23 protein-coding genes are annotated in these 23,559 nt (G+C 70.4%); 14 read left to right on the top strand and 9 right to left on the bottom strand.

Annotation, left to right across the window (positions count from 1 at the left end):
• The 3 genes from ACE3PU_RS02435 to ACE3PU_RS02425 form a co-directional block, all read left to right on the top strand.
• On the top strand, window positions 1-687 hold a 687-nt coding region (locus tag ACE3PU_RS02435), incomplete at its 5' end, for a heparinase II/III family protein (RefSeq protein ID WP_374386288.1).
• A gap of 78 nt (window positions 688-765) precedes the next feature.
• Complete coding sequence (gene purH / locus ACE3PU_RS02430; RefSeq protein WP_374386286.1) at window positions 766-2,370, top strand: bifunctional phosphoribosylaminoimidazolecarboxamide formyltransferase/IMP cyclohydrolase; 1,605 nt, start codon at window positions 766-768, stop codon at window positions 2,368-2,370.
• Between the two features lie 68 nt (window positions 2,371-2,438).
• Complete coding sequence (locus ACE3PU_RS02425; protein WP_374386284.1) at window positions 2,439-3,188, top strand: dienelactone hydrolase family protein; 750 nt, start codon at window positions 2,439-2,441, stop codon at window positions 3,186-3,188.
• 3 nt (window positions 3,189-3,191) lie between these two features.
• On the opposite strand, the gene ACE3PU_RS02420 is transcribed toward ACE3PU_RS02425, so the two are convergent.
• The 5 genes from ACE3PU_RS02420 to glnD all read right to left on the bottom strand — a co-directional run bounded on the left by ACE3PU_RS02420 (window position 3,192) and on the right by glnD (window position 9,914).
• The gene (locus ACE3PU_RS02420; RefSeq protein ID WP_374386282.1) at window positions 3,192-3,656 is read right to left on the bottom strand and encodes an OsmC family protein; all 465 of its coding nucleotides are present in this window, start codon (window positions 3,654-3,656) and stop codon (window positions 3,192-3,194) included.
• Window positions 3,657-3,668: 12 nt separating this feature from the next.
• On the bottom strand, window positions 3,669-4,361 hold the full coding sequence (locus tag ACE3PU_RS02415) for a GNAT family N-acetyltransferase (protein WP_374386279.1): 693 nt from the start codon (window positions 4,359-4,361) through the stop codon (window positions 3,669-3,671).
• A 69-nt stretch (window positions 4,362-4,430) separates the two neighbouring features.
• Window positions 4,431-5,468 carry a tryptophan--tRNA ligase gene (trpS, locus tag ACE3PU_RS02410; protein WP_374386277.1) on the bottom strand — a complete coding sequence of 346 codons (1,038 nt, stop codon included), beginning with the start codon at window positions 5,466-5,468 and terminating at the stop codon, window positions 4,431-4,433.
• 123 nt (window positions 5,469-5,591) lie between these two features.
• Window positions 5,592-7,187 (bottom strand): murein biosynthesis integral membrane protein MurJ, encoded by a 1,596-nt coding sequence (murJ, locus tag ACE3PU_RS02405; RefSeq protein ID WP_374386275.1) that lies wholly within the window; start codon window positions 7,185-7,187, stop codon window positions 5,592-5,594.
• Between the two features lie 27 nt (window positions 7,188-7,214).
• A complete protein-coding gene (glnD, locus tag ACE3PU_RS02400; RefSeq protein ID WP_374386273.1) occupies window positions 7,215-9,914 on the bottom strand; it encodes a [protein-PII] uridylyltransferase in 2,700 nt (899 codons plus the stop codon).
• Window positions 9,915-9,964: 50 nt separating this feature from the next.
• On the opposite strand from glnD, the gene queG reads away from it, so the two are divergent.
• Window positions 9,965-11,122 (top strand): tRNA epoxyqueuosine(34) reductase QueG, encoded by a 1,158-nt coding sequence (queG, locus tag ACE3PU_RS02395; RefSeq protein ID WP_374386271.1) that lies wholly within the window; start codon window positions 9,965-9,967, stop codon window positions 11,120-11,122.
• A gap of 100 nt (window positions 11,123-11,222) precedes the next feature.
• On the opposite strand, the gene ACE3PU_RS02390 is transcribed toward queG, so the two are convergent.
• Together ACE3PU_RS02390 and ACE3PU_RS02385 are read right to left on the bottom strand one after the other, a co-directional pair.
• On the bottom strand, window positions 11,223-11,741 hold the full coding sequence (locus ACE3PU_RS02390) for an FKBP-type peptidyl-prolyl cis-trans isomerase (RefSeq protein WP_374386269.1): 519 nt from the start codon (window positions 11,739-11,741) through the stop codon (window positions 11,223-11,225).
• Window positions 11,722-12,924, bottom strand: a complete 1,203-nt coding sequence (locus tag ACE3PU_RS02385) for a threonine ammonia-lyase (RefSeq protein ID WP_374386267.1) — start codon at window positions 12,922-12,924, stop codon at window positions 11,722-11,724. Before ACE3PU_RS02385 ends, ACE3PU_RS02390 begins: the two co-directional genes overlap by 20 nt.
• A 165-nt stretch (window positions 12,925-13,089) precedes the next feature.
• Between ACE3PU_RS02385 and ACE3PU_RS02380 the strand changes: the two genes are divergently transcribed.
• The 10 genes from ACE3PU_RS02380 (at window position 13,090) to ACE3PU_RS02335 (ending at window position 22,679) form a co-directional block, all read left to right on the top strand.
• Window positions 13,090-13,596: a hypothetical protein gene (locus ACE3PU_RS02380; protein ID WP_374386265.1), complete on the top strand. Its 507-nt coding sequence runs from the start codon at window positions 13,090-13,092 to the stop codon at window positions 13,594-13,596.
• A 101-nt stretch (window positions 13,597-13,697) separates the two neighbouring features.
• Complete coding sequence (locus ACE3PU_RS02375) at window positions 13,698-13,892, top strand: hypothetical protein (protein WP_374386263.1); 195 nt, start codon at window positions 13,698-13,700, stop codon at window positions 13,890-13,892.
• 59 nt (window positions 13,893-13,951) lie between these two features.
• Window positions 13,952-14,476: a prepilin peptidase gene (locus ACE3PU_RS02370; protein WP_374386261.1), complete on the top strand. Its 525-nt coding sequence runs from the start codon at window positions 13,952-13,954 to the stop codon at window positions 14,474-14,476.
• Between the two features lie 92 nt (window positions 14,477-14,568).
• Complete coding sequence (cpaB, locus tag ACE3PU_RS02365; protein ID WP_374386259.1) at window positions 14,569-15,450, top strand: Flp pilus assembly protein CpaB; 882 nt, start codon at window positions 14,569-14,571, stop codon at window positions 15,448-15,450.
• Window positions 15,451-15,458: 8 nt separating this feature from the next.
• The gene (locus tag ACE3PU_RS02360; protein WP_374386257.1) at window positions 15,459-16,880 is read left to right on the top strand and encodes a type II and III secretion system protein family protein; all 1,422 of its coding nucleotides are present in this window, start codon (window positions 15,459-15,461) and stop codon (window positions 16,878-16,880) included.
• A gap of 8 nt (window positions 16,881-16,888) precedes the next feature.
• Complete coding sequence (locus ACE3PU_RS02355) at window positions 16,889-17,554, top strand: CpaD family pilus assembly lipoprotein (RefSeq protein WP_374386255.1); 666 nt, start codon at window positions 16,889-16,891, stop codon at window positions 17,552-17,554.
• A 3-nt stretch (window positions 17,555-17,557) separates the two neighbouring features.
• The gene (locus tag ACE3PU_RS02350) at window positions 17,558-19,054 is read left to right on the top strand and encodes a CpaE family protein (protein WP_374386253.1); all 1,497 of its coding nucleotides are present in this window, start codon (window positions 17,558-17,560) and stop codon (window positions 19,052-19,054) included.
• Between the two features lie 177 nt (window positions 19,055-19,231).
• The gene (locus tag ACE3PU_RS02345; protein ID WP_374386292.1) at window positions 19,232-20,677 is read left to right on the top strand and encodes a CpaF family protein; all 1,446 of its coding nucleotides are present in this window, start codon (window positions 19,232-19,234) and stop codon (window positions 20,675-20,677) included.
• 7 nt (window positions 20,678-20,684) lie between these two features.
• Entirely contained in the window at window positions 20,685-21,662 is a 978-nt protein-coding gene (locus tag ACE3PU_RS02340) for a type II secretion system F family protein (protein WP_374386251.1), read from the top strand.
• 9 nt (window positions 21,663-21,671) lie between these two features.
• A complete protein-coding gene (locus tag ACE3PU_RS02335) occupies window positions 21,672-22,679 on the top strand; it encodes a type II secretion system F family protein (RefSeq protein ID WP_374386249.1) in 1,008 nt (335 codons plus the stop codon).
• On the opposite strand, the gene ACE3PU_RS02330 is transcribed toward ACE3PU_RS02335, so the two are convergent.
• A complete protein-coding gene (locus tag ACE3PU_RS02330; protein ID WP_374386247.1) occupies window positions 22,676-23,107 on the bottom strand; it encodes an SRPBCC family protein in 432 nt (143 codons plus the stop codon). The two genes, ACE3PU_RS02335 and ACE3PU_RS02330, sit on opposite strands and share 4 nt — an antisense overlap.
• A gap of 68 nt (window positions 23,108-23,175) precedes the next feature.
• Window positions 23,176-23,532, bottom strand: a complete 357-nt coding sequence (locus ACE3PU_RS02325; RefSeq protein WP_374386245.1) for a hypothetical protein — start codon at window positions 23,530-23,532, stop codon at window positions 23,176-23,178.
• Window positions 23,533-23,559 lie beyond the last annotated feature (27 nt).

The raw sequence follows: 23,559 nt of genomic DNA, 5'->3' as shown, positions 1-23,559 counted from the left end.
GGCGCCTGGGGCGCCGCCGCCTGCGCCCAGCCGCTGGCGCTCGAAGTGTGCTGTGGGCGCGACCGGCTGTTCACCGGCTCGGGCTGGACGCCCGGCGCCGCCGATCGGCAGGCCCTGCGCCTGACGCCGGGCCATTCGACCCTGAGCCTGGGCGAGCGCTCGCTGAACGATCCGCTGGGCGGCTGGAAGGCCGACCTGCTGGGGCCGCGCCTGATCGGGCCGCCCATCCACGTCACCGCCGACCATCGCCAAGGGGACGGGGCGGTCTGGCTGGACCTGGAGCATGACGGCTGGAGCGAGGCCTTCGGCCTGAACCACCAGCGCCGTCTCTATCTGGACCAGCGACTGGACGAACTGCGCGCGGAGGAGCGGCTGTTCCCCACGCCCGGCCGCAAGGAGATGGTCCGCCAGATCGCGGCCCCCTACGCCATCCGCTTCCACCTGGAGCCCGGCGTGCAGGCGTCTCTGGCGCGCGATCGTCGCTCGATCCTGGTGCGCGGCGCCTCGGGTCGGGGGTGGTGGTTCAGGACCGACGGACCGGACGTGGCCATCGAGCCCAGCGTCCACATCGACGCCGGCCTGACGCGCCGCTCGCTGCAGATCGTCGTGCGCGGTTCGGCCCGCACCGACAGCGAGAGCAAAATTCGGTGGAAACTGAGCCCGGCGGGCGCCAGCGATCCGGCGTGAAACCGTCCGTGGGGTGACGGGGCGGTCGTTTGGCGCTAGACGCCGCGCCATCCTCCTCCAGCCTCCACGGACGCCGCCATGCCCGCCGCTCCCGACTTTCCGCCCGCGCCCGACCGGGTGCAGCCGCAGCGCGCCCTGATCTCCCTGTCCGACAAGGCGGGGCTGGAGGATGCGGCCCGCACCCTGGCGGGCCTTGGCGTCGAGCTGGTGTCCACCGGCGGCACCAAGGCGGCGATCGAAAAGCTGGGCCTGCCGGTCAAGGACGTGGCCGATCTGACCGGCTTTCCCGAGATGATGGACGGACGGGTCAAGACGCTGCACCCCGTCGTCCACGGCGGCCTGCTGGGCGTGCGCAACGCCCCGACCCACGCCGAGGCCATGACCACCCACGGCATCGGCGCCATCGATATCGTCTGGATCGACCTCTATCCGTTCGAGAAGACCGTTGAAGCCGGCGGCGGCTTCGAGGCGGCCATCGAGAACATCGACATCGGCGGCCCGGCCATGATCCGTTCGGGCTCCAAGAACCACGGCCATGTCGCCGTCGCCGTGGACGGCGAGTCGATCGGCCTGATCCTTCAGGCGCTGAAGGCGGACGGTTCGACCGATCTGGCGCTGAGGAAGCGCCTGGCCGCCCGCGCCTTCGCCCGCACCGCCGCCTATGACGCGGCGGTCTCGGCCTGGTTCGCCGGCCAGCTGGAAGACGCCGCGCCCGCCCGCAAGTCCATCGCCGGAACCCTGGCCCAGACCCTGCGCTATGGCGAGAACCCGCACCAGAGCGGCGCCTTCTATCGCACCGGGGAGGCCCGTCCCGGCGTCGCCTACGCCGAACAGGTCCAGGGCAAGGAGCTGGGCTACAACAACATCGCCGACGCCGACGCCGCCTATGAGCTGGTGGCCGAGTTCGAGGCTCCGGCCTGCGTCATCGTCAAGCACGCCAATCCGTGCGGCGTGGCGGTCGGAGGTGATCTGTCGGAAGCCTACGCCCGCGCGCTGGAATGCGACGCCGTCTCGGCCTTCGGCGGGGTGATCGCGGTCAACCGCCCGCTGAACGGCGACGACGCGCGCGCCATCACCGGCATCTTCACCGAGGTGGTCATCGCCCCCGGCGCCGACGCGGAGGCGCGCGAGGTCTTCGCCGCCAAGAAGAACCTGCGCCTGCTGATCACCGACGGCCTGCCCGATCCGCACGGCCCGGGCGAGGTGTTCCGCAGCGTCGCCGGCGGCTTCCTGGTCCAGTCGCGCGACCGCAGCCTGATCAAGCCGTCGGACCTGAAGATCGTCACGCGCCGCCAGCCGACGCCGACCGAAATCCAGGACATGCTGTTCGCCTTCACCGTGGCCAAGCACGTCAAGTCCAACGCCATCGTCTACGCCAAGGACGGCCAGACCGCGGGCATCGGCGCCGGCCAGATGAACCGCCGCGACAGCGCCCGCATCGCCGCCATCCGCGCCAAGGAAGCCGGCGAGGCCAAGGGCCTGGCCCATTCGCTGGCGCAGGGTTCGGCCTGCGCCTCCGAAGCCTTCTTCCCCTTCGCCGACGGCCTGCTGGAAGCGGTCGCGGCCGGCGCCACGGCGGTGATCCAGCCGGGGGGCTCGATGCGCGACGCCGAGGTGATCGCCGCCGCCGACGAACAGGGCATCGCCATGGCCTTCACCGGGGTGCGGGTATTCCGGCACTGATCGCCGCAGGTCGATGAAAGCGCGGAAAAGAGCTGGCGTTCGTCGGCGGGACACGGCGTAAATCGGCCATGGACGACCTGAAGCAGCGCTGGACCCGGCTAGAGCCCCATGTGACCGTGGCGGGTCCAGACGACGACCGGCCCCGGCCGGCGGTGCTGATCTTCCATGGCTGCGGGGGGCTGCGCGACCACCTGCCGCGCTACGCCGAGGCGGCCAAGGCCGCCGGCTGGCGGGCCTTCATCGTCGATTCCTACGCCCCGCGCGGATGGGGCCGGGCCTTCACCCTGACCGCCGTCTGCACCGGCCTGGCGCTGCGCGGTTATGAGCGGGCTGGCGACGTTCTGGCGACGATCCACGGCGTGTCGGCGCGCGCGGATGTCGATGCGTCCAGCCTGGTCCTGGCCGGCTGGAGCCACGGCGGCTGGTCGATCATGGAGATGATGAGCGCGGATCCCGCGCCGAACGCCATGGGCGTCCGCGACCCGGCTTCGGCCGACCTGTCGGGGGTGCGGGCGGTCTGGCTGGCCTATCCCTATGTCGGGCCGTTCGCCTTCAACAAGATGAAGCCGTGGCGGCATTGTCCGCGGGTGCTGGCCGTCACCTGCAGCCGCGATCACCTGACCACGGTGCGAAACGCCGAACAGGTCAACGCCATGATCCGCAACTGCGGCGCCGAGGTCGAAAGCTGGATCGCCGAGGGCACACACGCCTTCGACGAACCGACCAACAACGGCCCCATGCGACACCACCCGGTCCTGACGGAAGAGGCGCTGGCGCGCTTCCGCGCCTTCCTGGAAGACGCCGTCCCCCACGTCTGAGCGTCAGCCGATCGTCGCCTCGGTGGTGATGACGGCGCGGACCGAGTTGGCCATCTCGCATCGCTCGTGGGCCTCGTGGTGCAGGGCGTCCAGTTCGGCCTGGTCGGGCTGCCGGCCGCTGAACGCGGTGACCGGGCGCAGGGTGATGCGCGCAAGGTATTTCCGGCCCGCCTCGTTGCGATCCAGCTCGCCCGAGGCCGCGTCGCGGTAGGAATCGACCACCAGATCGGCGTGCGCCGCCAGGGCCAGGAACCACAGCATGTGGCAGCTGGACACCGAGGCCACCATGGCCTCCTCCGGGTCCACCGCCGTCGGATCAGACAGCGGAACCGGCACCCCCGACGGCGAGGACGAACCCCGCACCACCTCGCCGCCGTCGAAGGTCCAGAGATGGGCGCGGCTGTAGCGCTTGTCCACGAAAGGCTGGTCGCCCCGCTTCCATTCCACGATCGCCCCGTGCGCGGCCATGTCGCCTCTCCTCTAGCCCTGGTCCAGGATGGTGTAGGTCATCGGCGCGCGGACTTCGAATCCCAGGCTCCGATAGAAGGCGATGGTCGCCTCATGGTCGGCGAAGGCGTGCAGGAAGACCGCTTCGCCTGCGGCGATCACCTCACCCGCCACCGTTCGCGACAGGGCCGCCGCATAGCCCCGGCCGCGATGGTCCGGATGGGTGCAGACGCCGCTCAGCTCGGTGAAGCCGTCGACCCGCAGCCGGCGTCCCGCCATGGCGACCAGTCGGCCCTCCCGCTTGATCCCGACGAACGGTCCCAGCCGGCTGGTCGCGGAGCGGAACGGGCCCGGCCTGGTCAGGGTCGCCAGCGCCAGCATGGCGGGGGCGTCGGCTTCGGTCAGCGGCTCCACGGCGATGTCCGGACCGCCGGCGGTCAGGGCCGTCGCCGTCATCTGCACCAGGGGCACGCGGCGCGCGACCGGAACGTCGGGCAGGATCTCGGCCATCGGGCCGTCCGTCCGCTCGACCAGTCCCGCGCCCGGATGGCGTCGCGCCAGTTCGGTCAGGTGATCCCGACTCTCCGCCGAGGCGTCGGCGGCGGCCAGGAAGACCCCGACCTCCGGATCGATCCGCACGGCGCGCGCGTCCGAGTCCGAGGTGGCGAAGGCCGACAGCCGGCCGGTCAGGGCGTTGAAGACGGCGCGGTCGAGGGGATGGCTCATGGCCGCAGGTCTAGCGGCGCGGAGGCGGCGACGGAACCGGGCGCGGCACGCCGCGTCCGGAAACCGTGATCAGCCGCGCCAGAAGCCGACGATCTTCTTGACCTCGTCCACCACCGGATCGGCGATGGCGGCGGCGCGCTCGGCCCCGTCCTTGAGCACCCGATCGATCTCGGCCGGATCGGCCATCAGGCGGCGCATCTCGTCCGTGACAGGGGCCAGCGACGACACCGCCAGGTCCGCCAGCGCCGGCTTGAAGGCGCCGAAGCCCTGGCCGCCGAACTGGTCGATCACCTGCTCGCGCGTCAGCCCCGCCAGCGCCGCATAGATGGCGACCAGGTTCTTGGCCTCGGGCCGATCGGCCAGGCCGTCCAGGGTCTCGGGCAGGGGCTCGGGATCGGTCTTGGCCTTTCTGATCTTCGACGCGATCGTGTCGGCGTCGTCGGTCAGGTTGATCCGGCTGTTGTCCGACGGGTCGGACTTGGACATCTTCGCCGCCCCGTCGCGCAGGCTCATCACCCGGGTCGCGGGTCCCTGGATGATCGGCTCCGGCACGGGGAAGAAGCCGGGGACGCCGAAGTCGTTGTTGAACTTGGCGGCGATGTCGCGCGTCAGTTCCAGATGCTGCTTCTGGTCCTCGCCGACCGGCACCTCGGTGGCCTTGTAGAGCAGGATGTCGGCCGCCTGCAGCACGGGGTAGGTGTACAGGCCGACCGAGGCGCGCTCCTTGTGCTTTCCCGACTTCTCCTTGAACTGGGTCATCCGGTCCAGCCAGCCTAGACGGGCGACGCAGTTGAAGATCCAGGCCAGTTCAGCGTGGGCGCGCACCGCCGACTGCGGGAAGATGGTCGCGCTCTTGGGGTCCAGTCCCGACGCGAGGTAGGCGGCGGCGATCTCGCGCGTCTGGGCCGTCAGCTTGTCGGGCTCCTGCCAGACGGTGATGGCGTGCATGTCGGCGACGAACACCAGCACGGGCGCGCCCTGGTCCTGAAGCTCCACGAAGCGCCGCAGCGCGCCGAGGTAGTTGCCCAGGTGCAGGGCGCCGGAGGCCTGGATGCCGGACAGGATGCGGCGGGGGCCGGTGTATTCAGCCGGGGTCTGGTCGGTCATGGTTCGGGTCTCGGAAAGGCGGGGTCAGGCGTGGCGAAGGGGACGGCGGTTCAGCCGCGCCATCGTTGCTCGGAGAAAAGGCCCGAAGTCGTCATGGCCTCGCGCTTATCGTCTCGTCGCCGGTCAGTCCAGACCGGAGACGGGCCTGGCCCCCGGCTCGCGCCGCAGCACGCCCTTCAACTCGGACAGCGTGACCGCGCGGAACAGCAGCAGGGCCGCGCCATAGGCGGCCGCGCCGGCGCCGCACACCGCCAGCACCGCGACCTCCTTGGCCAGGAACAGCTCGGCCAGGACCGGATAGCCGATGCTGGCGGCGAACAGCAGGCCGGCCATCACCGCGCTGGCGGCCACGATGCGCGACAGGCGCGACGCAAAGGCCGGCGACGGCCGCCAGCTGTCCTCGCGCATCAGCGTCCCTGCCAGCAGGGCGACGTTGACCCAGGCGGAAAAGCTGGTGGCGATGGCCAGGCCCAGCACGCCGTCCCAGCCCTGCGCGCCGAACCAGAAGAACAGGGCCGAGCCCAGCGCAACCGTCAGGATCACGGATATGACGGCGAAGATCATCGGCCGGCGCGTGTCTTCACGTGCGAAGAAGGGCGGGGTCAGAACCTTGACCAGAACGAACGCCGGCACGCCCCAGGCGAACTGGCGCAGCACGTCGGCGGTCCGCGCCGCGTCGGCGGATGTAAAGGCCGCGCGCGTCACCGTGGCGTCGATGATGAAGAAGGGAATGACGAACAGGGCCACCCCCGCCGGAAGGGCGAAGGCCAGCGCCAGACCCAGGCCGTCGTCCATGGTCCGGCGTCCGCCCGCGTGGTCGCCCGAGACGAAGGCCCGGGTCAGGCGCGGCACCAGGGCCAGGCCCAGCGCCACGCCGACCAGGCCCAGCGGCAGCTGGTACAGACGGTCGGCGTTGTACAACACCGAGCGCGCGCCCTCGTTCGATCCGGCCAGGAACTGACTGACCAGGGAGTTGATCTGGAAGGCGCCGCCCGCCAGCACGCCGGGAATGGCCAGGGCCAGGGTCTTGCGCACGCCCGTGGTCAGGCGCGGCCACGACAGCCGCACGCCCACGCCCAGGCGTCGCACGCCCCACCAAAGCAGAGCCGCCTGGATCACCCCCGACACCGTCACCGCCGCGCTGACCGCCATCAGGATCTCGGGCTGGGCCATGGGGATGACGCTCGGCGCGATCAGCGGGACCAGGGTGCACAGGTTCAGGAACACCGGCACGCCCGCCGAAAGGGCGAACCGCCCGCCGGTGTTCAGCACGCCCGACAACAGCGAGGCGATGGTCATGCAGGCCAGATACGGCATGGTCAGCTGCGCCGCCGTCACCGCCGCCTTCATCACGCCCGCCTCGTCCCGCCACGCGGACAGCAGCCAGGGCATGACCCACGGCATCGCCAGCTGCAGCAGAATGCAGAACCCTGCGACTACGGCGAAGATGAAGCTCAGCGCCTCGGACGCGGTGACGGCCGCGGCCTCTTCGCCCTCGCGCTCGCGGACGCCGCCGTAGATGGGCACGAAGGCCTGGGCGAAGGCGCCCTCGGCGAACAGGCGCCGGAACATGTTGGGCAGCATCAGCGCGGTGGTGAAGGCGTCCATCATCGGCCCCTGGCCGAACCGCGCCGACAGGAACAGGTCGCGGGCGAAGCCCAGCACGCGACTGCCCAGGGTCAATGTGGCCTGGACCAGGGTGTTGCGGGCGAGACTCATGCGGATTCCAGCGGTTGAGCGGTCCGATTAGCGCGCTTGCGCCGCGGGCGATACGGGTTTGCGGACCCGCCGGCCCAGTTCGGAGACGTCCCGCGCGCTGGCGCGGGCGGTGGCGACCTTGCGCCCGGCGGGGGCGGGCGCGCGGCTGTCCAGAACCGCCTCCAGCGCTGCCCGCAGCTCCTGCGCCACCTGTTCAGAGGAGATCTTCCGGCCGCGTCGATCGACGACGTAGAAGCTGTCCACGGCCCGCTCGCCGAAGCTGGCGACGTGGGCCGAGCGGATGTTCAGCCCCTGGTCGTTGAAGACGCGCGACAGCGCCGCCAGCAGGCCGGGCCGGTCGGCCCCCGACACCTCGACCACCGTCGCCGCCTCGCTGGCGTGGTGGTCGATCATCACCACCGGGCGAACCTCGAACGCGGCCTTGCGGGCGTTCACCGCCGGCTCCGGCGCCTTGCCGATGCGGCCGTCGCCGCGCGCCGCGCGCTCCAGCGCCTCCAGCAGCCGTTCCAGCCGGCGCGGCTCGGCTTGGCCATAGGGCAGGCCGGCGCCGTCCTGTACGCGGAAGACGTCCAGCACCACGCCCTCGGACGTCGCCACCCGCGCGTCCACGATGTCGGCGCCGGCGGCCGCCATCGTCTGGGCTAGGTCGGCGAAGAGGCCGGCCCGGTCGGCGGCGGCGATCGATATCTGGGTCGTCTGGACCGGCAGTCCCTCGACCGCCGGGGTCGGCTGGGCCTCGGCCGCCGCCCCGGTCTCATGGGCGCGGGCGACCAGGGCGGGATGGTCGGCCAGGGGGTCCTCGCACGCCACGTCCTCGCCCCGGAACAGGGCGGCGACCTGGTTGTAGAGGGTGCGCATCAGCTGGCCCTTCCAGCCGTTCCAAACGCCCGGCCCGACGGCCCGGATGTCGGCCACGGTCAGCACCAGCAGCATGCGCAGCCGCTCGGGGTCGCCCACCAGTTCGGCGAAGGCGCGCACCGTCGCCGGGTCCGACACGTCCCGCTTCTGGGCGTAGTCGGACAGGGCCAGGTGGCTGCGGACCAGCCACACCACCAGCTCGATCCGGCGCGGATCGACGCCCAGCCGCTCGCACGCCCGGCGCGCGGCGATGGCGCCGTCCTCCAGCTGGCCCCGCTCGCCCCCCTTGCCGACGTCGTGCAGCAGCATGGCCAGCATCAGGGCTTCCATGTCGGCGATCAGATGGACGATCTCGGACGCCATCGGATGGTCGGCCTTCAGCTTGCCGCGCGCGATGTCGTTGATGACGCCGATGGCCTGGAGCGTGTGCTCGTCCACTGTATAGGCGTGGTACATGTTGAACTGCGTCTGGCCGACGATCCGACCCCATTCGGGCAGGAACCGGCCCAGAAGGCCCGTTTCGTTCATCAGGCCCAGCGTGCGATAGGGCCGCTGTCCATGCGCCAGTATGTCCAGAAAGGCCCGCGTCGCCGCCGGGTCGCGCCTGAGCTTCGGCGTCACCAGCGACAGCGACCGCGTCACCGCCGAATAGGCGTCCGGGTGCAGGTCCAGGTCGTGCTTGTCGGCGCAGACGAACAGGGTCAGCAGCTTGACGGGATCGTTCTGGAACACCTCCGGCCCGTCCACCGACAGCCGCCCCTGGTCGATCCAAAGCCCGTCCACGTCCAGGCGTCTGCGATTGGGTCGGAACGGGCTCATCAGCCGCGACAGGCCCGACGCCGTCTTCTGGTGGCGCGCCTCCAGCTTGGCCGACATGGCGCGCGTCAGGGCGCCCACGTCGCGCGCCACCAGGAAGTAGCGGCGCATGAAGCGCTCGACCGCCGGCTCGTCGCCGCGTCCGCGCCAGCCCATGCGCCGCGCGACCTCGGGCTGCAGGTCGAACGTCAGCTTCTCCTCGGCCCGCCCGGCGACCAGATGCATGTGGATGCGCACCCGCCACAGGAAGTCGAACGCCTCGTCGGACGTGCGCCGCTCGCGCGCGGTGAACATCTCGTCCATCACCGCTGCGCCCAACCGGCTGTCGGGCGCCAGCGACCGGGCGATCCAGTACAGGGTGTTCAGGTCGCGCAGGCCGCCCTTGCCGTCCTTGACGTTGGGTTCGACCTTGTAGCGGATGGCGCCCGCCTTCTCGTGGCGCAGGTCGCGCTCTTCCAGCTTGGCGGCGATGAACGGGCGCGGGTCGGCCTTGGCCACCATGTCGCGGAAGCGGCGGATCATCAGGTCCGCCAGCGGCTCGTCCCCCGCCAGGAAGCGCGCCTCCAGCAGGGTGGTGCGCACCGTCATGTCGGTCTTGGCCAGCGAAAGGCATTCCTCGACCGATCGCGCCGCCGGCCCCACCTTGGCCCCCAGGTCCCACAGCACGTAGAGAACGAACTCCACGACCGCTTCTCCGCGCGGCGTCGCCCTGGCCGACCGCAGGAACAGCACGTCCAGATCCGAATGGGGGGCCAGCACGCGGCGGCCGTAGCCGCCGACCGCCACCAGCGCCAGCCGCTCGCTCTCGACCGCCGATACGGGGTGCAGCACCTCGGTCGCCAGGGCCCACAGCGTCGTCAGCATTTCGTCGGCGGCGGCCGCGTAAAGCCGGGCCACATCGCGCCCGTTCATGCCGGTTTCCAGCTTGCGTTCGGCCTTGGCGCGGGCGGCGTCGTAACGCGCCTTCAGTTCGGCGGCGACGGCCGTGCGGGGATCCGGAGAACGCGCGGCCTCGACGAGGCGGTCATCCAGGATCGGCGGCGAGGCGGTCATGCGCCGATCATAGGCGGCGGCGGCGGGCGTGTCGTGCTAAAGGCGCGCGCGTGAGCGACCGTCTCAAGACCTTCATCCGCCAGCGCGCGTCCGACCTGGGCTTCGACGTCTGCCGCTTCGCCTCGGCGACGGACGCCTGGCCGGCGGGCGAGCGGCTGCGCGCCTTCGTCGGCGACGGCCGTCATGGCGCGATGGAATGGATGGAGACCACCCTGGACCGCCGCGCCCATCCCACGGCCATGTGGGACGGCGCCCGGACGGCGGTGGTGCTGGGCATGAACTACGGCCCCGATCAGAACCCGTTGCCGGAACTGGACGACCGTTCGGCCGGCTATATCTCCGTCTATGCGCGCGGCGACGACTATCACGAGGTGATCAAGGGGCGGCTGAAGATCCTGGCCGGGCAGATGGCGGCGCGGCTGGGAGCGGACGTGAAGGTCTTCGTCGACACCGCCCCCCTGATGGAGAAGCCGCTGGCCCAGCGCGCCGGCCTGGGCTGGCAGGGCAAGCACACCAATCTGCTCAGCCGCACCCACGGCAATTGGCTGTTTTTGGGGACCATACTGACCGCCGCCGAGATCGCGCCGGACGAGGCCGAGAGCGAACACTGCGGCCGCTGCACCGCCTGCCTGGACGCCTGTCCGACGAACGCCTTCCCCGCGCCGTTCCAGCTCGATGCGCGACGCTGCCTGTCCTACCTGACCATCGAATACGCCGGCGCCTGGCCGGTGGAGTTCCGCACGGCGACGGGGTCGCGCATCTACGGCTGCGACGACTGCCTGGCGGTCTGTCCCTGGAACAAGTTCGCCCAAGGCGCCCGCGAGATGCGCCTGCAGGCGCGCGATGCGCTGGCGGGCCCGCGTCTGGCCGACCTCATGACCCTGGACGACGCCGCCTTCCGGGCGCTGTTCAGCAAGAGCCCGGTCAAACGCATCGGCCGCGACCGCTTCATCCGCAACGTGCTCTACGCCGTCGGCAACTCGGCCGATCTCAGCCTCATCGCACCCGCGCGCAAGCTGCTGGACGACCCCGCGCCGGTGGTGCGCGGCGCCGCCGTCTGGGCCCTGTCGCGATTGATGGCGCCGGCCGATTTCGCGGCCCTCGCGGCCTCCGTGTCCGAACCGGATCCGGAGGTCCGGAGGGAATGGGGGAGCCGTTCCGTTGCTGAAGGAAGAAGCCTTTCGCCGCCGGGGCTCGCTGGCGGATGATCGATCGGGCGCCGTTTCGGACCGGCGGGGATGCATGGTCCTCAGACGCCCCTGCGGCGGGCGCCTAAAGCGCGCTTTGTTCGCTGCGGTCTGGCGCGGATCAGCCCATCGCCGCGCCGACGCCCGATCCGCCGCCGGGCGCACGGGCGATGTCCAAAAGCTTCAGGCGGAAAATCAGCACCGCATTGGGCGGAATGGCGGGCGGGCCGCCCATCTCGCCATAACCCAGCGCAGGCGGGACATAGAGAATCCACTCGTCGCCGACGTGCATCTTCTGCAGCGCCTCCGTCCAGCCGGGCACGACCGTCTCGGGCGTGAAGATGGCCGGCGCGCCGCGCGCGAACGAGCTGTCGAACACTGTGCCGTCGACCAGCTTGCCCTCATATTCCACCTTGACCAGGTCGTTGCGGTCCGGGCTTTCGCCGCCCGCCGGACCGGACTGCACCACCTGATACTGAAGGCCGCTGGGCAGGGTCTGCACGCCCTCCTGGCCGGCGTTCTTCGTCATGAAGGCGGCGGCCTCGGCCTTGCCCGCCTCGGGATCGACCGGGGCGGACTGGCCGCAGCCGGAAAGCAGCAGTCCCGCGACGATCGCGGCCCTAGCCCATGCGAAGTTCATATCCCCGGTCCTTCAACGCTTCGCCGATCTCGTCGGCGTGGGCGCTATCGCGCGTTTCGACCATGATGTCGAACTCGGCGCCCTTAGCCGGCACGTCCAGCGCCAGCCGGTTGTGGACAACGTCGATGATGTTGCCGCCCAGGCCGCCGATCACCGCCGCCATGGCCGACAGCATGCCCGGCCGGTCGTCGCCCAGGATGCGATAGACGATCAGTCTCCGCTCACGGACCATTTCGCGGTTCAGCACCACGGCCAGCATCCGCGCGTCGATGTTGCCGCCGGTCAGCTCGATCCCGACCTTCATCCCCTTGAACCGGTCTGGATAGGCCAGCAGCGCCGCCAGACCGCCGGCGCCGGCGCCTTCGCACACCGTCTTCTCCATTGTGGCCATGAAGGAGACGCCGCGTTCGAAATCGGCCTCGTCGACCACGAAGACCTCGTCGATCAGCTTGTCGGCCAGGCCGAAGGGGATGTCGCCGACCGCCTTGATGGCGATGCCCTCGGCGATGGTCTGGCCGGTGCAGACCGGCGGCTTGCCGGCTCGCTTGGCGGTGAAGGACGGATACCGCGCCGCCTCGACCCCGAAGACCTTGATCTCCGGCTTCATCGCCTTGGCCGCGATGGCGCAGCCGGCGATCAGGCCGCCGCCGCCGATCGGAATGATCAGGGCCTCGACCTCGGGCGCGTCCTCCAGGAACTCCATCGCGCAGACGCCCTGGCCGGCCACGATGCCCTCGTCGTCGAAGGCCGAGACGAAGACATAGCCCTTTTCGGCTTCCAGCCGCTTGGCCGCCTCGGTCGAACCGGTGAAGTCGAGCCCCTCGATCACCACCGTCGCCCCATGCGAGCGCGTGCCGTTGATCTTGGCGAAGGGGGTTCCCTCGGGCATCACGATGGTCACCGGCACGCCCAGCCGCCCGCCGTGATAGGCCAGCGCCTGGGCGTGGTTGCCGGCCGAAGCCGCCACCACCCCGCGCCTGCGCTCGTCCTCCGTCAGCAGCAGAAGCCGGTTCAGCGCGCCGCGCTCCTTGAAGCTGCCGGTGAAGTGCAGATTGTCGAACTTGACCCACACCTCGGCCCCGGTCAGCTGCGACAGCCTGCGGGAATAGCGCGTGGGCGTGTGATCGACCTGACCCGCGATTCGGGCGCGGGCGGCCTGAATATCGTCGAAGCTGACGGTCATCTGAGCATTTCCTTGTTCGCCGACGCAATGATCGGCGGATTTTTGTTTCGTCTGTTTCGCGCGTTGAGCGTTCGGGGTCCAGAGGCGGCGTTCGGGGCATGGAAACGACGGCGGCGGTCGTGCGATAATGCGAAAAAGACCAAGCCTGTCGTACCGGAGGAAGCCATGTCGATCCGTCCCTTCATCCTGCTGGGCGCCGTCGCCGCCGCGCTGGCGGCCTGCGCGCCGGTCCCGGGGCCCAGCGGCGCGGTCCAGCCGGCCGTGTTCCGCGCCGACGACTTCGCCTGGTCGCAGAGGGGCGGGCCCGGCGCCATCGAAGGGCGGGTGACGTTCCAGCAGGGCGGCAAGGCCTACGCCTGCATCGGCTCGGCGGGCCTGACGCCGGACACGCCCTACACCCGCAACCGCTTCCGCACCCTTTACGGCTCGACCGAGCGGGCCGCGGTGCCTGCCGCCGTGGTGCGCGCGCGCGACGTGGGCGAGGCCGGCGCCGACTACCGCGCCTATGTCCGCTCCGAGCGCTGCGAGAACGGCCGCTTCGCCTTCAGAGGCCTGCCGGACGGCGGCTGGTTCCTGATCGTGCCGGTCCGCGCCGAGGGCGACGAGGGGCCCCTGGTGCTCATGCGCCACGTGGTCACGCGCGGCGGCCGGGTCGTCGGCGTCACCCTCTGATCCCGATCGCGGCTTTCGTGGCGCGGTAACACGGATCGCCATCTTGTGGTCCCATCCGCCCGGCCTGATGGCGGCTCGTGCGATCCGTGGGGAGGCGTTCTTTGTCCCAGCACAACATCAGCGGTTCCGAGGCCTTCAACCGGGGGCCCTCCGTTCACATCCGCCAATACCGCCCCGGCGGCCTTCGCCGACGGCGGGCTCGCACCGCCCTGGTCTTCATCGCGGGGGCCGGGGCCATGCTGGTCGCCGGCCTGGTCGCCGCGGCCGCGATCCTGGCGCCGAACCTGGCGGGCTGACGCGCGCCCCCGGGCGGATGGAAACCTGGACTTAAGGCCTGCCGGTCCATGATCGGGTCATGGAGACGCCGCCCCTCGCCGCCCTGACCTTCGCCGCTCTGGGCGTTTTGCCGATCCTGATGATCGTGGCGGGTCTGCACGACCTGACCACGATGCGGATTCCGAACTGGATCTCGCTGGCGCTGATCGTCGTCTTCTTTCCTGCGGCGCTGCTCGTCGGCCTGGGCCCGCTGGACATCGGCGCGCACGTCGGCGTCGGCGTCGCGGCCCTTCTGGTCGGGATGGCGCTTTTCGCGCTGAACTGGGTCGGCGGCGGCGACGCCAAGCTGCTGGCGGCGGCGTGTCTGTGGATGGGGCCGGGCGGCAGCCTGACCTTCGTGCTGTTCAGCGCCGTTATCGGCGGCCTGTTCTGTCTGGCGCTGATCACCGCGCGCCGCACCGTGCCGGTCTTCCCCGGTCTTCCGGCCTGGGCCGCGCGCCTGCTGGAGCCGCAGGGCGACGTTCCCTACGGCGTGGCCCTGGCCGGCGGGGCGTTGCTGGCCTTTCCGACATCGCCGCTCGTGACCGTCTTCGTGGGCGGCTGAACGGCGTCATTGCGGTTTAGGACCGCATTAACCCGCGCCCTCCATGATCGTTAACGCAGGGCGGAAAGTCGCGCCTGTCGGAGACCGTCAGGATGAAGCCTGCCCGAATCGCCGTGATCTGCATCGCCGCCGTCTCGGCCATCGGGCTGGCGCTGGTCGTGCGGGCCATGGGTTCTTCCTCTAACCAGCCCGTCCCCGCCGCGGCCGCCGCGGTCGAGACCCGGCCGATGACGCGCGTCCTCGTCGCCGCCGCCGACCTGGAGCCCGGCAAGCGACTGGCCGACGGCGACATGGACTGGAAGGATTGGCCGTCCGACCAAGTCAATCCCGTCTTCATCGTCGACGGCCCGTCCAATCCCCCGGCCGAAGGGCGCGCTGCCGAAGCGGCCGCCAAGGTCGCTCGCGCCGCCAATGAGGCGACCACGGGCGGAACCAAGGCCGATTATGTCGGGGCGGTCGTTCGCGAACCGATCCTGAAGGGCGAGCCGATCGTGGCCCGCAAGATCGTGCGCGCCGGGGACAGCGGCTATCTCGCCGCCTATCTGGAGCCCGGGATGCGCGCCATGGCCATCAGCGTCACGGTGGAGACCGCCGCCGGCGGCTTCATCCTGCCCGGCGATCGGGTCGACGTGGTGATGACCCGAGAGATTCCGGCCGCCTCCGGCGACAGCGGGACCCAGCATTCGACCACCACCGTGATGCGCAACATCAAGGTCCTGGCCATCGACCAGACCACCCGCGCCGCCGACAACGAACAGGCTGTCGTCGGCGCGACCGCAACCCTGGAGGTCAGCCCCGCCGACGCCGAGGCCCTTGCCCAGTCCAAGTCCGAGGGCGAGCTGTCGCTGATGCTGCGGTCCTACGCCGACACCGCCGGCCCGTCCGGCGCGGTGCGCGCGGCGGCCCGGCCCAGCGCGCCGGCCGCGGTTCGCATCTATCGCGGCGGCGCGCCCGAAACGGTGGCCGTGCCATGAGGCCCGTCATGCCCAAGACCCTGGTCGCCGTCGTCTGCGCCGCCCTGACCGGCCTGGCGCCCGCCATGTCGCCGGTGGCCGCGATGGCCCAGACCCGCGCGGCCGTCTCCACGGGCGCCGCGCCCCAGCTGATCAACCTGCCGCGCGGGACGTCCTTCGCCGTCGACCTGCCGGCGGACGCGCGCGACGTCATCGTCTCCAATCCGCAGGTGGCCGAGGCCATGCTGCATTCGCCCCGCCGCATCACCGTCATCGGCATCGCGCCGGGCGAGACCGACGCGGTCTTCCTGGACGGCGCCGGGCGCACCATCCTGGCGCTTCGCGTCCGCGTCGACGCCGGCGTCAGCGCCCTGCAGGACACCCTGACCCGTCTGATCCCCGGCGGCCAGGTCAGCGCCGAGGCGGTCAACGACAGCGTCATCCTGACCGGATCGGTCAACAGCCCGGCCCAGTCCGAACAGGCCCAGCGCATCGCCCGCGCCTTCGTCTCGGCGCCCGAGAAGGTGCTGAACATGATCAGCGTGGCCGGCTCGGACCAGGTGACGATCAAGGCGCGCGTCATCGAGGTGCAGCGCTCGGCCGTCAAACAGCTGGGCCTGGACGTCAACGCGGTGCTGAACAGCGTCGGCGACGGCCTGGCCTTCGGCCAGAGCGCCACCTTCGGCGTCAGCGGCGCCCAGCTGGGCGGCGGCGTTCTGGGCTATACGGACATCAGCGGCGACGGCAACCGCCTCAGCACCAACCTGCGGGCCTTCGAGCGCGCCGGCCTGCTGCGCACCCTGGCCGAACCCAACGTCACCGCCGTCAACGGCGAGAGCGGCGAGTTTCTGGCCGGCGGCGAATTCCCGGTCCCGGTGTCGCAGAGCAACGACGACAGCGGCACCACGGTCGGCATCGAGTTCAAGCCCTACGGCGTGCGCCTGGCCTTCCGCCCGGTGGTCCTGTCGGAAGGCCGCATCTCGCTGCAGCTGTCGACCGAGGTGTCGGAACTGTCGAACGACGGCGCCTTCACCCTGAACCCCACGGCCGACACGGCCCTGGTCATTCCCGCGCTCAGCGTGCGCCGCGCCTCGTCCACCGTCGAACTGCCCAGCGGCGGCTCGCTGATGATCGCCGGCCTGCTGCGCGAGGAAACCCGCCAGAACATCGACAAGCTGCCGGCCCTGGGCGACGTGCCGGTGCTCGGCGCCCTGTTCCGGTCGCGCGACTACACCTCGGGCCAGACCGAACTGGTCATCATCATCGAGGCCTATGTGGTGTCGCCGACCTCGCCGGGCCGGATGCAAACGCCGGCCGACGGCCTGCAGATCGCCAACGACGCCCAGACCATCCTGTTCGGCCAACTGAGCCAGCGCTACGGCAGCCCCGACCCGGCCGCCGCCGCGGGCGGGTCGGCCTGGCAGGGGCCCGTCGGCTATGTGATCGAATGAGGCGCGCTGTGAACCGTTACGCCATTCCGCTTCTGCTCGCCGCCGCCGGTCTGTCGGCGTGCGCCACCGGGACGGGCGACGCCGGCCCGCCGCCGCTCAACGCCCTGTCGCGCTATGTGCTGCAGGTCGAGCCCGGCGTCGACCGCATCGCCCTGGCCGTCCATGAGGACGGCCTGTCGGGCAATCAGCAGGCCGCCCTGGGCGCGCTGGCCGGGCGGTTCGCGCGCGAACGCGCCGAGGTGATCCGGATCGAGGCCCCCGCCGGCAACGACCCGGTCGCTGCGCGCGCGGCCTGGACGGCCCGTGAGGTGCTGACGGGCCTGGGCGTCCCGGCCGAACGGGTCGTGGTCCTGGCCTATGACGCGCCGAATCCGCGCGCGCCCGTCCTGGCCGGCTTCGAGACCCTGCGGGCCCATGTGCCCAACTGCGCCGCCGTCGCGGGCGGCGCCCAGCTCAGCTACTCCAACCAGCCGACGGCCGACTTCGGCTGCGCGGTGACCGCCAATCTCGCCGCGCAGATCGCCAATCCGCGCGACATCGTGGCGCCGCGTGACCTGGACGCGCCCGACATGGGCCGCCGCGCCAAGGTGTTCGACACCTACCGCGCCGGACAGCCCACGGCGGCGCCGCAGGAAACGCTGGTGGATGGCCGCGTCTCGCAGGCTGTGGACTGACCGATGAACAACGCTCGCGCCTACACCGATCTGGACGCCGACGGCTTCGACGTCGACGACGAGTTCGCGGATCTCGCGCTGGCCGGAGCGTCAAACGGGGCACCGACGCCGCGCGAACCCCTTCAGTTCACAGCCGCGACCCCGGCTACACCGCCGGCCGCCGCCCCCGAGGTTCTGACGCCCGCCGCGCCCTTCAACCCGGTGGGCGAGATGGTCGCCGGCGCCCAGTCGGCTCTGGCGCCGATCGGATCGATCGGCGAAGTGTCGGTGCCCCGCATCGTCATCCATGTCTTCGCCGAACGCCAGGACACCCTGGCCTCGGCCGAACGCGCCGCCCAGGACCGGCGGCTGTCGCGGGCCACGACCCAGATCCGCATCGGCGGCGTCGCCGCGGCCGTGGAGGCCTATCACCACGAGCCGACCCCCCCGCTGATCATCGTCGAATGCCTGAAGGATCCGCAGACCCTGCTCTGGGAAGTGGACCAGCTGGCCGAGGTCTGCGACGCGGGCACCAAGGTCATCGTCGTCGGCCCGACCAACGACATCCTGCTGTTCCGAGAGCTGATGCGGCGCGGGGTCAGCGAGTATCTGGTCGCCCCGCTGCAACCGCTCCAGCTGATCGCGGCGATCGGCGGCCTGTTCAACGACCCGGCCCAGCCCTTCGTCGGCCGCTCGATCGCCTTCGTGGGCGCGCGCGGCGGCGCCGGCGCCTCGGCCGTCGCGCACAACACCGCCTATGCCATCTCCGAGCGGATCGGCGCCAACACGGTCATCGTCGACTATGACCTGCCGTTCGGCACGGCCGGGCTGGACTTCAACCAGGATCCGCTGAACGGCGTCGCCGACGCCCTGGGACAGCCGGACCGGCTGGACCCGACGCTGCTGGACCGGATGATGGTCCGCTGCACGGACAAGCTCAGCCTGTTCGCAGCCCCCGCCACGCTGGACAGCGACTGGGACATCTCGCCCGACGCCTTCGAGGAGGTGACGACGCGCATCCGCTCGACCGCCCCGTTCGTGATCCTGGACCTGCCGCATCTGTGGTCGCCGTGGATGCGCCGGACATTGATCGCCGCCGACGAGGTGGTGGTGGTGGCCACGCCCGATCTGGCCTCCCTGCGCAACGCCAAGAACATGATGGACCTGATCCGTCAGGGCCGCCCGAACGACGCGCCGCCGCGGCTGGTGCTGAACCAGGTCGGCCTGCCCGGACGACCCGAGATTCCGGCCAAGGACTTCGGTGCGGCGCTGGGCGTGCTGCCCAGCCTGATCATACCGTTCGACGCCAAGACCTTCGGCGCGGCGGCCAACAACGGCCAGATGATCCTGGACGCGGCCGGCAAGACCAAGGCCGCCGAGGCCTTCCAGACCCTGGCCCAGATCGTGTCGCGTCGCGAACTGCCGGTCCTCGCCGGACCCAAGGGCGCGTCGGCCAAATCGGGCAAGGCGTCGGCGCCGTCCAAGTCGCTGTTCGCCTCCATGTTCAAGAAGAAGCGCTGACGGGTGTTCGGCAAACGCACAGGGCAGCCCGGCGTCGCGGCGCCGATCCGACCGGCCCCGACGCCGGAGCCGGAGGTCGCGCGCCAAACGCAGCACCCGTCCTCCGGGCCCTTCGGCGCCGGCGAGCCCCAGCCCTTCGATGCGGCCGACGCCTTCGCCCAGGCTGACGCGCCCCAAATTGCGCCTCAGGCCGCCAAGGCCGACCGCCTCGACGCCCTTGCCGCGCGCCCCCGTCCCGCGCCCGAGCCCGAGGTCCAGGCGCGGCCCAAGAACGCCCCCGGCCCCAAGCCGACCGCCGGGCTCGAGCAGCTGAAGAAGGCCCAGGCGGTCGCCGAGATCGTCCGTGAGCAGAGCGACTACTACCACGCCACGAAGACGACGATCTTCAACGCGCTGATGAACACCATCGATCTGGCCCAGCTGGCGCAGCTGGACCAGAAGGCGGCGTCCGAGGAGATCCGCGACATCGTCGCCGAGCTGGTGGCGATCAAGAACGTCTCGATGTCGGTGGCCGAGCAGGAGCACCTGGTCCAGGATATCGTCAACGACGTGCTGGGCTATGGGCCGCTGGAGCCGCTGCTGGCCCGCGACGACATCGCCGACATCATGGTCAACGGCGCCGGCCGGGTGTTCATCGAGGTCGGCGGCAAGGTCCAGCTGACCAATGTCCGCTTCCGCGACAACGGCCAGCTGATGAACATCTGCCAGCGGATCGTGTCGCAGGTCGGCCGCCGCGTGGACGAGAGCAGCCCCATCTGCGACGCCCGCCTGCCGGACGGTTCGCGCGTCAACGTCATCGCCCCGCCGCTGGCCATCGACGGTCCGACGCTGACGATCCGGAAGTTCAAGAAAGACAAGCTGACGATGAAGAATCTGGTGGAGTACGCCTCCATCAGTCCCGAGGGCGCGCGCGTCCTGGGCGTCATCGGCGCGGCGCGATGCAATGTGGTCATCTCGGGCGGCACGGGCTCGGGCAAGACGACCCTGCTGAACACCCTGACGGCCTTCATCGACCCGACCGAGCGGGTCATCACCTGCGAGGACGCCGCCGAGCTTCAGCTGCAACAGCCGCACGTGGTGCGTCTGGAGACCCGCCCGCCGAACCTCGAGGGCCAGGGCATGATCACCATGCGCGACCTGGTCAAGAACTGCCTGCGGATGCGTCCCGAGCGGATCATCGTGGGCGAGGTGCGCGGCCCGGAAGCCTTCGACCTGCTGCAGGCCATGAACACCGGCCACGACGGCTCGATGGGCACGCTGCACGCCAACAGCCCGCGCGAAGCCATCAGCCGGATGGAATCCATGATCACCATGGGCGGCTATGGCCTGCCGTCCAAGACCATCCGCGAGATGATCGTGGGATCGGTGGACGTCATCGTCCAGGCGGCGCGTCTGCGCGACGGTTCGCGCCGCATTACCCACATCACCGAGGTGGTGGGTCTGGAAGGCGACGTGATCGTGACCCAGGATCTGTTCGTCTACGAAATCACCGGCGAGGACGAGCACGGCCGCGTGGTCGGGCGCCACCGCTCGACCGGCATCGCCCGCCCGCGCTTCTGGGATCGCGCGCGCTACTACGGCCTGGAGCGCGAGCTGGCCGACGCGCTGGACGCGGCGGAGTAACGCACCGATGCTGCCGATCCTCGCGGCCGTCCTGGCCTTCATCACCATCGGAAGCATCGGCTGGGTTCTGGTGGGCGGCGACGATTCCGGCGCCCAGGCCGTCAAGCGCGCCCAGGCCATGGGCGCGGGCCGGAAGTCCCAGGCCAGCGCGCGCAAGGCCGCCGCGGCCAATACGCCGGAAGCCCGCCGCAAGCAGATCATGGTGCAGCTGCAGGAGGCCGAGAAGGAGGGGCGCAAGGCGCGCAAGACCCTGTCGTCTCGCCTGGCCGCCGCCGGCCTGTCGATCGGCCAGCGCACGTTCTACATCATCTCCGCCGTGCTGGGCGTCGTCGCCCTGCTGGTCGCCCTGGTTGCGGGGCTGCATCCGATCGTGGCGCTGGGCGCCGCCGTCGTCTTCGCCCTGGGTCTGCCGCGCTGGGTGGTCGGCTTCCTGGCTAAGAAGCGGATGAAGAAGTTCTCGCTGGAGTTCCCCAACGCCGTGGACGTCATCGTGCGCGGCATCAAGTCGGGCCTGCCGGTCCACGAATGTTTCAAGATCATCGCCCGCGAGAGCCCGGCGCCGTTGGGCCCCGAGTTCAAGAAGCTGGTCGAGGGCCTGGGCGTCGGCATGACGCTGGAGCAATCGCTGGACAAGATGTACGGCCGCATGCCCACGCCGGAGCTGCGGTTCTTCACCATCGTGATCGCCATCCAGCAGAAGACCGGCGGCAACCTGGCCGAGGCGCTGGGCAACCTTTCGATCGTGCTGCGGTCGCGGCGGCTGATGGCCGAGAAGATCAAGGCCCTGTCGTCCGAGGCCATCGCCTCGGCCGGCATCATCGGCTCGCTGCCGCCGGTGGTCATGGCGTTGGTCAGCCTGACGGCCCCCGCCTACATGGGCCTGCTGTTCACCGACATGCGCGGGCAGGTCATGCTTCTGGTGGCGGGCGTCTGGATGACGTTCGGCGTGCTCGCCATGAAGAAGATGATCAACTTCAAGTTCTAGGGCAGGGCGATGAACGGCATCCTCATCTTCCTGACCGACCCGCGAAACCTACTCAGCATGGGCGTGGGGATCGCGGTGTTCGCCACGGTCCTGACGCTGCTGTCCACGTTGATGGGCCAGGCGGACCTGAACAAGCGGATGAAGTCGGTGTCGGAACGGCGCGACGAACTGCGCCGCCGTTCTCGCGCCGCCATCCAGGGCGGACCCCAGGGAACGGGCGGCCTGCGCCAGACCGACGAGGGCTTCAAGAAGCGCGTCGTCGAACGGCTGAACCTGACCAAGCTGCTGGAAGACCCCAAGGTCGTCGACCAGATGGCCCAGGCCGGCTTCCGGGGCCCCCGGCCGGTGACGGCCTTCTACTTCTTCCGCTTCGCCACGCCGTTCGTCTTCATGGCGCTGACGGCCTTCTACCTGTTCGTGGTCAACGACTTCGGCCTGCCGGTGATGATGCGGGTGACCGCCAGCATGGCGGCGGCGGTCGCGGGCTTCTACGCGCCGAACATCTATCTCTCGAACCTGATCTCCAAGCGCCGCACCTCCATCATGCAGGCCTTTCCCGATGCCCTGGACCTGCTGCTGATCTGCGTCGAATCCGGCATGTCGATCGAGGCGGCGATCCAGAAGGTCAGTTCCGAAATCGGCGGCACGTCCATCGAACTGGCCGAGGAGCTTTCGCTTCTGGCGGCCGAACTCAGCTATCTGCCGGATCGCCGCGTGGCCTATGAAAATCTGGGCCGGCGCAACAACCATCCTGGCGTGAAGGCGGTCGCGACCGCCATGACCCAGGCCGAGACCTATGGCACGCCGCTGGCGTCGGCGCTGCGGGTCATGGCCAAGGAAAACCGCGACCTGCGCCTGTCCGCGGCCGAGAAGAAGGCCGCCGCCCTGCCGGCGCAGCTGACGGTGCCGATGATCGTCTTCTTCCTGCCGGTGCTGTTCGTCGTCATCCTGGGGCCGGCGATCATCAACATCATGGACACGATGAAGGCTTCGGCCGCCGCGGGCGGCGCGGGCTAGGCTTCCGCCGCCGCCTTCAGTCCCGTGACCAGCGCCTCATGGCCCCGCCGCAGGGCGCCGCGATGCTTGTCGTGGAACAGCTCCCCGCGCAGGCCGGAGAAGCGGGTGCCGGACGCCAGGATGCAGCTGCCGCGCTCCAGCTCCTCGATCTCGATATAGCGCAGGGTGTTGAACAGGAAGCCGCGTCTCTCGACCCAGACCAGCCGCGCCAGCGGCTCCCATTCGGCGACCTGTCCGGCGGCGCGGCGCTCTTCCAGGTCGGGCCAGGCCTCGGTCATGTGCAGCCGTCCGCCGAAGGCGATGGCGCCCTCGACGTCGCGGTCGTGCGGATTCCAGCGCGACCAAGCGTCAAGGTCCGCGATCAGGTCCCAGATGCGCTCGGCGTCTGCCTGAACCCCGATGCGCTTTTCGATGCGAGTGTCGTCCATGCCGTCCGTCTGGCACGGGTTTCGGCCGGAAGGAAGGCGCCGCCTGGAAGACGGACGCGCTGCGTCGGCTAGACCAGGCCCAGCGGCGCGCGGACGCGGCGATGATCCTGCAGCCCGAGGCGTGCCTTGACCTCCAGCAGGTCGGCCCCGGCCGGCACGATCAGCAACTCCTTGGGCCGGGCCCCGTTGACCGCGACCACCGCGCCCTTGGGGCAGACGTCGAAACAGTCGACGCCGGTGACGACCAGGTCGCCCTTGCGGCCCTTCTTGCCCTTCTTGAGGTTGAAGTACTTCCGCAGCGCCTTCTTCAGCGTCAGGTCGCCGTCAGGGCCGAAGCCTCCGTCCAGCTTCTTTGAGCATTTGCGGCACACCAGCACGACGTCGCGCCATTCGGTGCTGGTGCTTTTGAAGTCCTTCACGGCCATGCATCGAGGATCGCCGGTCCTCGACGG

The sequence above is a fragment of the Brevundimonas sp. genome, assembly GCF_041911375.1.
GTDB lineage: Bacteria > Pseudomonadota > Alphaproteobacteria > Caulobacterales > Caulobacteraceae > Brevundimonas.
Note: the sequence above shows the minus strand (reverse complement) of the source record. Positions and strands in the feature narration are given on the sequence as shown.